This window comes from Carboxylicivirga linearis (assembly GCF_018271995.1).
GTDB lineage: Bacteria > Bacteroidota > Bacteroidia > Bacteroidales > Marinilabiliaceae > Carboxylicivirga > Carboxylicivirga linearis.
Genome location: NZ_JAGUCO010000002.1, coordinates 450771 through 463374, shown reverse-complemented (window position 1 = coordinate 463374; position 12604 = coordinate 450771). Strand labels below are relative to the sequence as shown.

Annotated in this window: 12 protein-coding genes; 9 read left to right on the top strand and 3 right to left on the bottom strand. The window is 35.1% G+C overall.

Annotated features, from left to right (window positions below; all coding sequences use genetic code 11):
• Window positions 1–9: 9 nt before the first annotated feature.
• Both argS and KEM10_RS05210 read left to right on the top strand, forming a co-directional pair.
• Window positions 10–1803 (top strand): arginine--tRNA ligase, encoded by a 1794-nt coding sequence (gene argS / locus KEM10_RS05215; RefSeq protein ID WP_212214366.1) that lies wholly within the window; start codon window positions 10–12, stop codon window positions 1801–1803.
• A gap of 194 nt (window positions 1804–1997) precedes the next feature.
• Complete coding sequence (locus tag KEM10_RS05210; RefSeq protein ID WP_212214363.1) at window positions 1998–2588, top strand: tRNA (guanine-N1)-methyltransferase; 591 nt, start codon at window positions 1998–2000, stop codon at window positions 2586–2588.
• A 79-nt stretch (window positions 2589–2667) separates the two neighbouring features.
• On the opposite strand, the gene KEM10_RS05205 is transcribed toward KEM10_RS05210, so the two are convergent.
• The 3 genes from KEM10_RS05205 to rocD all read right to left on the bottom strand — a co-directional run bounded on the left by KEM10_RS05205 (window position 2668) and on the right by rocD (window position 5365).
• Window positions 2668–3042, bottom strand: coding sequence for a hypothetical protein (locus tag KEM10_RS05205; RefSeq protein WP_212214361.1), 375 nt, complete (start codon window positions 3040–3042; stop codon window positions 2668–2670).
• 9 nt (window positions 3043–3051) lie between these two features.
• Window positions 3052–3561, bottom strand: a complete 510-nt coding sequence (locus KEM10_RS05200; RefSeq protein ID WP_212214359.1) for a hypothetical protein — start codon at window positions 3559–3561, stop codon at window positions 3052–3054.
• Window positions 3562–4141: 580 nt separating this feature from the next.
• Window positions 4142–5365, bottom strand: a complete 1224-nt coding sequence (gene rocD / locus KEM10_RS05195; protein WP_212214357.1) for an ornithine--oxo-acid transaminase — start codon at window positions 5363–5365, stop codon at window positions 4142–4144.
• Window positions 5366–5553: 188 nt separating this feature from the next.
• On the opposite strand from rocD, the gene KEM10_RS05190 reads away from it, so the two are divergent.
• The 7 genes from KEM10_RS05190 to KEM10_RS05165 all read left to right on the top strand — a co-directional run bounded on the left by KEM10_RS05190 (window position 5554) and on the right by KEM10_RS05165 (window position 12524).
• On the top strand, window positions 5554–6252 hold the full coding sequence (locus KEM10_RS05190) for a DUF554 domain-containing protein (protein ID WP_212214355.1): 699 nt from the start codon (window positions 5554–5556) through the stop codon (window positions 6250–6252).
• 14 nt (window positions 6253–6266) lie between these two features.
• Window positions 6267–7703 (top strand): RapZ C-terminal domain-containing protein, encoded by a 1437-nt coding sequence (locus tag KEM10_RS05185; RefSeq protein WP_317196633.1) that lies wholly within the window; start codon window positions 6267–6269, stop codon window positions 7701–7703.
• 7 nt (window positions 7704–7710) lie between these two features.
• Window positions 7711–7845 carry a hypothetical protein gene (locus tag KEM10_RS24505; RefSeq protein WP_262897912.1) on the top strand — a complete coding sequence of 45 codons (135 nt, stop codon included), beginning with the start codon at window positions 7711–7713 and terminating at the stop codon, window positions 7843–7845.
• A 69-nt stretch (window positions 7846–7914) separates the two neighbouring features.
• Window positions 7915–8628 carry a nucleotidyltransferase family protein gene (locus KEM10_RS05180; RefSeq protein ID WP_212214353.1) on the top strand — a complete coding sequence of 238 codons (714 nt, stop codon included), beginning with the start codon at window positions 7915–7917 and terminating at the stop codon, window positions 8626–8628.
• Between the two features lie 14 nt (window positions 8629–8642).
• On the top strand, window positions 8643–10010 hold the full coding sequence (gene nhaA / locus KEM10_RS05175) for a Na+/H+ antiporter NhaA (RefSeq protein ID WP_212214351.1): 1368 nt from the start codon (window positions 8643–8645) through the stop codon (window positions 10008–10010).
• 85 nt (window positions 10011–10095) lie between these two features.
• On the top strand, window positions 10096–10875 hold the full coding sequence (locus tag KEM10_RS05170) for an ABC transporter ATP-binding protein (RefSeq protein WP_212214348.1): 780 nt from the start codon (window positions 10096–10098) through the stop codon (window positions 10873–10875).
• 5 nt (window positions 10876–10880) lie between these two features.
• A complete protein-coding gene (locus KEM10_RS05165; protein ID WP_212214345.1) occupies window positions 10881–12524 on the top strand; it encodes a hypothetical protein in 1644 nt (547 codons plus the stop codon).
• Window positions 12525–12604: the final 80 nt, after the last annotated feature.

The following is a 12604-nucleotide window of genomic DNA, read 5'->3' as shown; positions in this document are numbered from 1 at the left end:
AATTTGAAAATGGTAATTGAGAATCGCATAAAGGCATCTGTTGCCAAGGCTGTTAAAGAATTATACGGGGCCGAAATAGCTGAAGAAAGTGTTCAGTTGCAATTAACCCGCAAAGATATGAAGGGAGACTATACTATTGTAGTGTTCCCTCTTTTAAAGGTATCTAAGAAAAATCCTGTACAAACGGGTGAGGATCTTGGATCATACTTAATTAATGATTGTGAAGAAGTTTCGGCTTTTGAAGTAATTAAAGGCTTTTTGAATATTCAACTTTCGCATGCTTATTGGTTAGGTTTGTTAAACCAATTGGTTCAGGATGTTGATCATGGGAAGATGGCCGCTACAGACGATTCTCCATTGGTGATGATTGAATATTCATCACCTAATACCAATAAACCGCTTCACCTTGGGCATATCCGTAATAACTTATTAGGATTTGCTTTATCTCGTATTGTTGCTGCCAACGGTAATAATGTTGTGAAAACGAACATTGTTAACGATCGGGGTATTCATATTTGTAAGTCGATGTTAGCCTGGCAAAAGTGGGGTAAAGGTCAAACTCCTGAATCAACAGGTAAAAAAGGCGATCACCTTGTTGGGGATTTTTATGTGAAGTTCGATCAGGAATACAAGAAGGAGCAAGCTGAATTAATCGAAAAAGGAGCTACTACGGAAGAGGCTGAGACACAATCACCATTGATGGCTGAAGCTCGTGAGATGTTACTTAAGTGGGAGTCGCACGACAAAGAAGTTTATGGTTTGTGGGAAATGATGAACCAATGGGTTTATGCCGGTTTTGCCGAGACCTATAAAATGATGGGGGTTGATTTCGATAAAATCTATTACGAATCAGACACATTCAAAACGGGGCGTGATATGGTGTTGGAAGGTCTTGATAAAGGAGTTTTCTATCGCCGTGACGATAATAGTGTTTGGGCCGATCTTCAAAATGATGGCTTAGATGAAAAATTGTTGTTACGTAAAGATGGCACTAGTGTTTATATGACTCAGGATATCGGAACGGCTAAACTTCGTTACGATGATTACTCAATTGATAAGATGGTGTATGTGGTAGGTAACGAGCAAAACTATCACTTTAAAGTTTTAGCCATTTTATTAGATAAATTAGGGTTAGAATGGGGAAAAGATCTTGTTCATTTCAGCTATGGTATGGTTGAATTACCTGAAGGTAAAATGAAGTCTCGTGAAGGAACAGTTGTTGATGCGGATGACTTGATGAAAGACATGATTGATACAGCGCGCGAAATGTCGAAAGAGTTAGGTAAACTGGAAGGTTATACCGAAGAAGAAGCTGAACAGGTTTATAAAACTATTGCTTTGGGTGCGTTAAAGTATTTTATCCTCAAGGTTGACCCTCGCAAAAATATGACCTTCGATCCAAAAGAATCGATTGATTTTAATGGAAATACCGGACCATTTATTCAATATACGTATGCGCGTATTCAATCAATTGGCCGTAAAGCACAAGAAAAGGGAATTATTATACCTGAAGAAGCTGGAACTGATGTAGAGTTAACTGAGAAAGAAGTTCAGTTAATGAAGATGATTTCTAACTTTCCGGCAATAGTAGCTGAGGCTGGTAAAGTTTATAGTCCGGCTTTAATTGCCAACTTTGTTTACGATATGGCAAAGGAATTTAATCAGTTTTATCACGAATCACCTATTGCAGTTGAGGAGGATACAGCAAAACGTGCAATGAGATTAGTTTTGTGTAAAAGTGTTGGAACGGTTATTAAAAATGGTATGTGGATGATGGGAATTGATGTACCTGAAAGAATGTAATTGTAAGAAAAGATATTTAAATATAGAAAGAGCCTCCATTTGGGGGCTCTTTCGCTTTTTATAGTTTAATTTTATTGATAAATTTGATTAAATTCTTTAATAAAGGTCAAAAATGGCATAATCACACAATATTGCCGGCAAGAGTAGCGTTGACCTAATAATTAAGAAAGTTATTGAATGGTAAAAAAAATGAGATGAGAAAGATTGGACGGTACATTGTTATTTTAATCACTATTGTTTGTGTTTCCCCATTAGCAGCTCAGGATGAGGACGTATTAAAACAGTCATCTATAAATGATCAGTTTGATTATGTAATAGAAAAGTCAAATACCTATGAACAGTTTAAGGTTGTAAGATATAGGCATATGATGGCTTTAAAAAAGAGTTCGCTGGATAGTATTTCAAACCTTAAAACAGAAATTAATACCAACGAGAAAGAGATAAATGAGCTAAAAGCTACCCAAAATGAGTTGGAAACAAATCTAACTAATGTACAAAAAGAGTTGGAAGCTGTAACAACCAGTAAAAACAGCATGGCTTTTTTAGGACAGGAAATAGAGAAAACTCTATATAACTCCGTAATGTGGGGACTTATTTTTGTATTAATTGGTTTGTCTGCCATATTGTTTTTCTTATTCAAGCGTAGTCATGCTGTCACAAAGGAAACAAAAGAGAGGTTGACGGAAGTTGAGGAGGAGTTTGAAAAACATAGAAAAACTGCCTTGAAAAGAGAGCAGAAATTAGCAAGAGAGCTGATGGATTTGAAGGTTAAAAATAATTTATAAAGTTTTCAAGTAAATTATTTATACAGGGGCAACAATATTGCACACATACAAATAAAAAAAACCGCGAAAGCGGTTTTTTTTATATCCGTTCTTTTTTATTTAGCCATTCAATAGCAGCTTGTTCAGTTGAGAAATGTTCGCGAAGTAACCTGTCATCTTTGGGCATCCAAGAGTAAAGCATTGTATAAGCAGTTACTTTAGGATCTTCAACAATAAATGCTGTACGAATAGATTGTACATTCTTCGTTAATTCTTCTGCTAAAGATGACAGTTTGTTTATGTCGTCCAGATGCAAATCTAAATGAGCATTTCTCAGGTCAAATAAAACTTTTACTTCATCTGGCAATGCCTCCATTTTTGAAAAATCCATCAAAAAATCAACTAAGTCCAGGTAATTAATTTCTTTAGAAGGGGTAACGTGTAGATAATTGTCTACATAAGCATATGTTATCATCGTCTTTTTTTACTCTTTTTTACCCAACCAGTTTTTGAATTCAGTTGAAGTAATAATACTGTTTAAAATATCAATAGCGGTTTGTCCGGGCAAATCTTTCAAAAATTTTTCTATGTTTTCTTTTGATGTCTTTGAGTCAATAATCAGTTGTTTAAGCTTTTTGGAAGAAGCACCAGTTAATTCATCTTCAAAAGGTAACCATACAAATTCTAACTCTGCATTTGTTTGAGATGATGAAGTGTTGATATCACTAATTTCAAGCTGTTTTATAATAATTTTTAAGATGCTCTTACAGGTAGTTTTTACCGGATCGGTAACTCCCGACTCATCACGAAGTACCCAGCTATTGTATTCATAATTGATGTTTTCAATGGATTTAATATGCGGAGAGTTAGCTCCAAAGCATCCTTCAACTACTAAACCTGTTGCTTTTTTCCAGGAATTAAGGTCAAAATTCTTTTGATCAATCTGAAGCATCTGCTCTTTAAGAAGGGCCATATAAGTTTCTTTATCTGCCATGCTTTCTGTTTTTTAACAATAATTTGGTGCTGATACTTAAATGTACTCAATAAATATACAATGAAGAAATGAATAATAATGCAGTTTTTGACAATGCATCCATATTGATAGCTGATTTGAACTATTATTAAGATGAAATATCAATAGGCGAATCAGGGATAGTAAGTTATAAAACGATGACGTATGCATCATGATCTGAAAAGTAAGCGTCAAAGTTTTGACGAACGTTTTTCATCATTAAAAAGTCTGCGTGTATTTTTTTACCAAGGAATAATAACGGCTAAATGTGTTCGTAAAAGTTATGACGGTGGCTTTTTATCGATAAAGTAGGTTCGTTAAATATTTTACGACTGCTTTTTTTGCAAGAAAAGGGTATGTATAAGATTTGACCACCGCTTCTCGAGCCCCAAAATCATCGGTAAATATTTTGACCATGTCTTTTAAGCTTTAAGTTTGGTCTGTCAACGGTTTTTTATTGGCTTCGTTGCTGGTCACATCAAACTAACAAATGAAAAAAAAGGTGCATAGATAGCACCTTTTATATGTACGAGAATTTTAACTTTCTATGTTGTAATCCAATTTATTCAAACTGAGTCAAAGTATTTTTTATAATGGCAATGGCTTCGCGTAGCTGTTCTTCATTAATTACTAATGGTGGAGCAAAGCGAATAATATGCTCATGAGTAGGTTTGGCGATTAAACCATTTTCTTTCATAGCAACACAAACATCCCAGGCTGTTTTACCATTTTTAGGTTTGATGGCAACTGCATTTAGTAAACCTTTACCTCTAACTAATTCAATCATGTCGGAGTTGGTGCTTTCCATCTCTTCTCGGAAAATCTTACCTAAGCGTTCTGCGTTTTCTGCTAGTTTTTCGTCTTTAACTACTTCCAATGCAGCTATAGCAACTTTACATCCTAAAGGATTACCTCCGTATGTTGAACCATGTTCACCAGGTTTTATTACCAGCATAATGTCGTCATCGGCCAGTACGGCTGATACCGGAAATACACCTCCAGAGATGGCCTTCCCTAAAATCAAAACATCAGGACGAACGTTTTCATGATCGCAGGCTAGTAATTTACCTGTGCGGGCAATTCCTGTTTGTACTTCATCAGCCATAAACAAAACGTTTTTGGCTTTGCACATCTCATGCGCTTTTTTTAGAAAACCATTGTCTGGAACAAACACACCGGCTTCACCTTGTATGGGTTCTACTAAAAATCCTGCAATATTAGGGTCTTCCAGCTCTTTTTCTAAAGCCTCCAAATCGTTGTATGGAACGGTTACAAATCCTGGAGTAAAGGGGCCGAATCCTTTATATGAATCCGGATCGGTTGACATGGAAATAATAGTGATAGTACGTCCATGAAAATTGTTGGCACATACAATAATCTTAGCTTCATTTTCAGGAATCCCTTTTTTCTCATAGGCCCATTTTCTGCATAGTTTTAAAGCTGTTTCATCAGCTTCAGCACCTGTATTCATGGGCAATACTTTGTCGTAGCCAAAATAGTTGGTTACATATTCCTCAAACTCACCTAAAACACTGCTGTAAAAAGCTCTTGATGTTAAGGTTAAATCTTTTGCCTGGTCGGTAAGTGCTTTAATGATTTTTGGGTGGCAATGGCCTTGGTTAACGGCAGAATAGGCAGACAGAAAATCGAAATAACGTTTCCCTTCTACGTCCCAAACATAGATGCCTTCGCCCTTTTCCAGAACTACGGGAAGTGGATGGTAATTGTGGGCACCGTACTTATTTTCCCTTTCGATATAATCAGCGGGAGTCATTTTCTTGGTCATAAATGCTAGATTTTATTTGGTTTAAACTTCATCAAAGGTTGCTAACAAATATAATTTATTAGCTGAATATTTGGTGCTTACAAAAGCTGAGTTTTATCATGTGATGCAAATATTACAAACAGCTTATAGAATGTGAATTTTATTATTGAATACATTCTTTTACTTTTATACGATAATTGATTTTTTCAATGATTCTACAAGGTACAATTGTAAATGTTATCGCTGTATTAATAGGCAGTACTGTTGGTATTATTGTGGGAACACGGTTGCCACAGCGAATTGTAAAAAGTGTATTTCAGGCTCTTGGTTTATTTACTGTTGTCATTGGTATTATTATGGCATTAAAGGGGAATGAAATGCTGGTTATTGTATTTAGCCTTATTGTAGGTACAATTATTGGTGAAGTCTTACATATTGATGAGAATACAGAACGAATATCGGGAAAAATAAAAGGTATATTTAAAATTGGCAATCCACACTTTTCTGATGGATTAGTTACTTCATTTTTATTATTTTGTATGGGAGCCATGACTATTGTGGGAGCCATAGACGAAGGGTTAGGTAATGGATCGGAGGTATTGTTAACCAAATCAATGATGGATGGATTTTCATCAATGGCGCTTGCTTCAGCCATGGGTATTGGTGTTACCTTTTCGGTTATTCCTATGCTTATTTATCAAGGAGGTATAACGCTCTTAGCCTATTGGTTAGGCGATTTTATTGCTCAGCAGATTGTAACTGAATTAACATCTGTTGGTGGTATATTGCTAATTGGCTTGGGAATTAATATTTTAGAGATAAAACAATTAAAAGTAATGAATATGTTACCGGCTTTAATACTGGTAATTGTTTTTACCTGGATTAAAATATCCTGGTTTCCGAATTAAAAGACTTAGAAATTGTGGAAAAGAATACAAAGCTATTATTAATAGATATGTTTGAGAAATGGGCCGGAGAAGAGGCCCGTTCGTTTGTTATGCTCCCTCCTTCAGGGTCGTATCGTGAGTATTATCGTATTACCGGAAGAGATAGAACAGCCATGGGGGTATACAATGCTGATGAGAAAGAGAATGCTGCTTTTCTGCAATTTTCTAAACATTTTAAAGCTAAAGGATTAGCTGTTCCGGACATTTATAGTGAAGATTCATCGAATCATGTGTATCTGCAGGAAGACTTAGGAGATATTACATTGTATGGATTTCTGCAGGGAATCAGAAAAGGTGACGATTTTCCGGATGAGTTAAAAGCTTTTTACAAAAAGACTTTAAAGAGCCTGATAAGGTTTCAGGTAGATGGAAATAATGGACTTGATTACACCTATTGTTATCCCCGAAAAGCCTTCGATAAGCAGTCGATGCTATGGGATTTACATTATTTCAAATATTATTTCCTGAAGTTGGCTCGCGTACCCTTTGATGAGCAATCGCTGGAAGATGATTATCATCAGTTGATTGAGCTTTTAATGGAAGCAGAACAGGATTATTTTCTATATCGCGATTTTCAGTCACGTAATGTAATGGTAGTTGACGAAGAGCCTTACTTTATCGATTATCAGGGAGGTCGTAAGGGAGCTTTGCAATACGATGTGGCTTCCCTTTTATTTGATGCAAAAGCAGATATACCCAATGAAATCCGGAATGAGTTATTGGATTACTACATTGACGAATTAAATAAGATTAAACCAATCGATAAAGACCAGTTTAAAAAGCATTATTTCGGATATGTGTTAATTCGTATCATGCAGGCTATGGGGGCTTATGGTTTTAGAGGGTTTTATGAGAAGAAAGAACATTTTCTAAAAAGTATACCTTATGCCATCGAAAATCTAAAATATCTGCTTTCTATTATTGATTTTAAAGATAAGATGCCGACACTTTTTACGGCATTAACAAATGTAACGGAGTCGGAAGAGCTAATTAATATTTCTCAGGATAAAGAAGTTTTAACTGTGCGTATAACCAGTTTTTCATATAAAAGAGGTATCCCCGTTGATATTTCTGGTAATGGAGGAGGTTTTGTTTTTGATTGCAGAGCCATTCATAATCCTGGTAGATATCCTGAATATGCTGAAAAAACAGGTAAGGATGAAGAAGTCATTGCATTTTTTGGTAAAGAACCCGAAATGTCGGAATTTCTTACTGATGTTTATTCTATTGTTGATAAATCAGTAGAGAAATATATAGCTCGTGGTTTTAAACATTTAATGGTAAATTTTGGTTGTACAGGTGGACAACACCGTTCAGTTTTTAGTGCTGAACAGTTAAGTGCTCATCTACTCAATAAATACAAAGTAAAGGTTGAGTTGAAGCATGTCGAACAGGATATGAAGCGTAAATAACCGAAAGATGTCAAAGACCAAGTGTAAGGATAAAAACGAACCTAATCAGGTAAAAGATTCTCACAAATACCAATGTAAAAAGTGTGGTGCAAGCGCCAAGAAAGAGGATAAGCTTTGTAAACCACGTAAAATAAAAACCTAAATAAAGATATTCTTTCAACGTTGATTGTTTTCAATTGCGTTAGCGAGTATATCTGTAAACTGATAATGCATGAACGCAATGATCTTTGCAGCGGGTTTGGGAACCCGACTGCAACCATTAACCAATAATAAACCCAAAGCACTCGTTGAATTTAAAGGCAAACCATTAATATGGTATGCTATGCAGAATGTAATTAATGCAGGAGCAGAAAGAGTTGTTGTTAATGTTCATCATTTTGCACAACAGGTTATTGAGTACATTAATAGCAATCAATGGAATGCTGAGGTATTGATCTCAAATGAATCTGATTTGTTACTTGATACGGGTGGAGGTTTGGTAAAGGCGAAATCTAGATTTATTCCAAATAAGCCGATCATAATACAAAATGCCGATATATTAATATCTACAAATATAAAAAAGTGTATATCTTCACATTTAAACTCAGGTAACGATGCAACTTTAATGGTAAAGAATCGTAACACATCGCGTTACTTGCTGTTTAATAATGATTATCGTTTAATAGGATGGGAGAATGTAAATAGCAATGAGCAGATAAAGGTAAACGAAGAATCAATTCATCATAAACTGGGATTTTGTGGGGTACATGTTGTGGAACCAAGTTTGATAGAGGCGATGGGAGAATCCCGCCCATTTTCAATAATCAAGGCTTATCTTAATCTGGCTGATCGATATAAGATTGCAGGTTATCAGATTGCCGATAGTGATAAATGGTTTGATGTTGGTACAGTGGATAAACTTAATGAAGCAAAATTAAATTACTAATCAACTATTGAAAAATGTCTACGAAACAAAAATCTAATCAAAGGAGGCTGGGAGATCCTTTTCAACAATTCATAAGTTTCCTAAGTAGTGGGAGTGTAATGCTTATGGTAGCTACATTTGTTGCTATTTTATGGGCCAACATTGATCATCATAGCTATGAGCATTTCTGGCATAGTTTATTCGAAGTAGAGTCTGAATTATTTGACGTTAAGCTTGGGTTGCAGCATTGGGTGAATGATGGATTAATGGCCATATTCTTTTTTGTGGTTGGTCTTGAAATAAAACGCGAATTTCTGGCCGGTGAATTAAGCTCTTTTAAACAGGCTTCATTACCTATTTTTGCCGCTATAGGTGGTATGGTGATACCTATCGTTTTATACTTCTCATTCGGATTTGATGGTCATGCTGCCGAAGGATGGGGAATACCTATGGCTACCGATATAGCATTTTCTTTGGGTGTTTTAGCCATGTTGGGTAAACGAGTGCCTTTGGCTTTAAAAGTATTTTTAACAGCATTGGCTATTGTTGATGACCTGGGAGCAGTTTTGGTTATAGCCGTCTTTTATGGTGGTGATTTAAACTGGACCTATCTTTTAATCGCTGGTATTTTATTGGCCGTATTGGTTATTGCTAACCTAAAAAATATTCAGGATTTAAAACTGTATACATTTCTAGGTTTTATTATTTGGTATTTCTTCCTGATGTCAGGTGTTGATGGTCCAGGATCCGGTATTCATTGTACTATTGCTGGAGTATTAATTGCCTTTACTATTCCAGCACGTCCAAAAGTAAAAGTGGATGATTTTATAGATCGAATTAAAAATGGAGTTCATCGTTTTTCAAACACCGACAGAAGTAATAACTATCGAGTATTAACCGATGAGCAGTTGTATGCCATAAATGATGTTGAGTACAGTGTAAGTAAGGTGCAAAGTCCGCTACAGCGTTTAGAACACCAATTTCATGGTTTTATAGGTTTATTTGTTTTACCTGTTTTTGCTCTTTCAAATGCCGGTGTAAGTCTTTATACTCACGAAGGAGGAGAAGAGATTTTTACATCTCTATCCTTAGCCATTGCGTTTAGTCTTGTTTTTGGAAAAGCCATCGGTATTACCTTCTTTTCGTGGTTAGCTGTTAAATTAGGATTTGCTGTAAAGCCAAAACGCTCATCATGGATGTCGTTTTTAGGACTTGCTTTACTGGGAGGTATAGGTTTTACAATGTCTATTTTTATTGCCTCATTAGGGTTTGAAGAGCACCCACATTTATTGAATCAGGCAAAAATTGGAATTTTCGTAGGGTCAATAATTGCTGGTTTTGCCGGTTATTTAATATTAAAGTATTCTCTTAAGAAAGATGAAGACAGAGCAATGGCAAAATAATCATACAACGATAATATGTTTATAAGGGTGCGAATTTCGCACCCTTTTTTTATATTTAAGCTTTTAAAAATCTAATCTTACCTAAATGAATAATTCTGCCATTATAATTCAAGGATTGCGCAAATCCTATGGAAGAGGAACTAATCGTAAAGAAGTGCTTAAAGGTATTGATCTTGAGGTGAAGGGTGGCCAGATAATTGGTTATATCGGACCCAATGGAGCAGGAAAAAGTACTACAGTAAAAATTTTGTGTGGGCTATTAAAAGATTTTGAAGGAGATATTCAGGTGAATGGCTTGAACCTTAGAGATCATGAAATGGAGATAAAATCAAAAATTGGTTATGTACCCGAAACTTCAGCAATTTACGAAACACTAACGCCAAATGAATACCTTTCTCTTTTAGCAACATTATTTGAAATACCTGAGGTAAAAACAAAAGAACGAATCGATAGTCTGCTAAAGTTCTTTGGTATGATTGAATATGCCGATCAAAGGATGGATTCTTTTTCGAAAGGGATGCGTCAGAAAATTTTAATTATTGCCGGAATTATCAATAATCCCGACATTATTTTTTTAGATGAGCCTTTGTCGGGATTAGATGCCAATTCGGTTATTTTAGTTAAAGAAATGCTTACCAAATTAGCCGAACAAGGTAAAACCATTTTTTACAGCTCTCATTTAATGGATGTGGTAGAAAAAATATCAGATCGCATTGTACTTATTAATGATGGTGTGGTAATTGCTGATGGTACTTTTGAAGAGTTAAAATTAGACAACTCGTCACTGGAGCAAGTGTTTGCCCGTTTAACCGGAAGTACAGAGAATACAGAAGAAAGTAAAGCAATGTTTGAATCCTTAAACTAATAGGAATGATTAAAAAGTTAATTGTTACACCATTCCTAAAATTACTGGGGGTGAATGCAGAGCATTTTTATTCTTTGTATTCGATGAAAATGAAAATGGATTTTCGTAGAACACCCAGTGGAATGCAAGCAGGCGGAAAGAAGCAAACGTTTGGGAAACAGATTTTAATGTATGGAGTAGTTGGATTGGTAATGTTACCCTTGTTATTTGCAGTACAAGATCCTAAGGTTTCGTTTTCTATTCTATTCGCAATGATTATGGTGATGACAGGTTCTACAATGTTAGTGGAATTTACCTCTGTACTATTCGACGAGAATGAGAATTACATATTATTGCCGCGACCGATTTCTTCCCGAACTCTTTTATTTACAAGGTTGGCACATATTATGACGTATATCTCAATAATAACCTATTCATTGAGTTTGCCTGCTTCTATCTTTATTCTTATAAAATTTGGAATCGCATTTTTTCCATTTCTGATAGGTGTTTTTCTTGCTTCCCTGTTTACTTTATTAGTAGTAGTTGGTTTTTATATGTCAATGGCTCAATTAGTAAATGGAGAACGATTCAAAGATATTATCAATTATTTCCAAATTGGATTAACAGTTATCATTTTAGGCGGTTATCAGATATTACCCCGAATATTTGATATTGAGGGTGTAGGAAATATGTCATTAGAAATGCATTGGTGGGTTTATCTTATTCCACCCGTTTGGTTTGCGGGTTTTACTGATTTATTTATTAGTGGAATGCAATTGAGTGGTGTAATACTGGCATTAACAGCCATAGTTGCATCAATTTTCGGAGCATTTGTGGTGGTTCGCTTATTAGCTAATGGTTTTGATGTTGTGTTAAGTCAGCATAGTGAGGTTAACACAAAAAATAAAAAAACGAAAAGAATTGAAGGGGAGAGTAAAGGCTTTTTAGAATGGTGGAGTAAAATAGTCTGTGTTTCTTCAATGGAACGTCAAGGTTGGAATTTTGCAAATAATGTTACAAAGAGAGACCGGAAATTTAAGCAACAGGTTTATCCAATGATTGCATACGCCATAATACTTTCGGTTGTGATGCTTATGCCTGATTTTAAAAATTTAAATAATTTTTGGCAGGAGATTGCGGAATCTAAAAAGTATCTGGCTTTTATTTTTATTGGCTTTATGTGTGTTGTTTCTGCAAGTATACTTCCTTATACTGATTCCCCAGAAGCATCATGGATATATAAAATAGCAAAACCTAAAAATACGAACCATATACATTCAGGGGCTTTAAAGCTTATTATTTTTAAATTTTTTACCCCGATATATTTATTCTTAATCTGTTTTACTTTTTATGTTTGGGGAATACAGGAAGCTATTTATATTGTGGCAGGAGCTTTACTAACTGTATTGTGGACTGTTTTTGGAATAACATTGCAAAAACAACCTTTACCTTTTTCTGTGCATCGTGATATGTTAAAAAAAGGTGGGTATACGGGTAGAATGATTATAAGTATGATTATAACAGGTGTAATTATAGGTTTAGTTTTCGGAGTTACTCTTTTACCTTATTGGGTATCCTATGCGGTGATAGCAGTGGTAAGCGTGTTTATATCATTAGCCTACAGTAAAATTAGAAATAAAAGACAAATCCCTAATAAGGTACTTTTTTAAAACATTTTTAAGCTATTGAGTAAGGGGTGGTGTAGTTTTAAAATCAAATTATCGTTTCAGATCTTGTAAGAAAATACAAT

Excerpts from the sequence above, each read along its gene's own strand:
- argS (WP_212214366.1), top strand. The coding sequence starts at position 10 with ATGGTAATTGAGAATCGCATAAAGGCATCTGTTGCCAAGGCTGTTAAA.
- KEM10_RS05210 (WP_212214363.1), top strand. The coding sequence starts at position 1,998 with ATGAGAAAGATTGGACGGTACATTGTTATTTTAATCACTATTGTTTGT.
- KEM10_RS05205 (WP_212214361.1), bottom strand. The coding sequence starts at position 3,042 with ATGATAACATATGCTTATGTAGACAATTATCTACACGTTACCCCTTCT.
- KEM10_RS05200 (WP_212214359.1), bottom strand. The coding sequence starts at position 3,561 with ATGGCAGATAAAGAAACTTATATGGCCCTTCTTAAAGAGCAGATGCTT.
- rocD (WP_212214357.1), bottom strand. The coding sequence starts at position 5,365 with ATGACCAAGAAAATGACTCCCGCTGATTATATCGAAAGGGAAAATAAG.
- KEM10_RS05190 (WP_212214355.1), top strand. The coding sequence starts at position 5,554 with ATGATTCTACAAGGTACAATTGTAAATGTTATCGCTGTATTAATAGGC.
- KEM10_RS24505 (WP_262897912.1), top strand. The coding sequence starts at position 7,711 with ATGTCAAAGACCAAGTGTAAGGATAAAAACGAACCTAATCAGGTAAAA.
- KEM10_RS05180 (WP_212214353.1), top strand. The coding sequence starts at position 7,915 with ATGAACGCAATGATCTTTGCAGCGGGTTTGGGAACCCGACTGCAACCA.
- nhaA (WP_212214351.1), top strand. The coding sequence starts at position 8,643 with ATGTCTACGAAACAAAAATCTAATCAAAGGAGGCTGGGAGATCCTTTT.
- KEM10_RS05170 (WP_212214348.1), top strand. The coding sequence starts at position 10,096 with ATGAATAATTCTGCCATTATAATTCAAGGATTGCGCAAATCCTATGGA.
- KEM10_RS05165 (WP_212214345.1), top strand. The coding sequence starts at position 10,881 with ATGATTAAAAAGTTAATTGTTACACCATTCCTAAAATTACTGGGGGTG.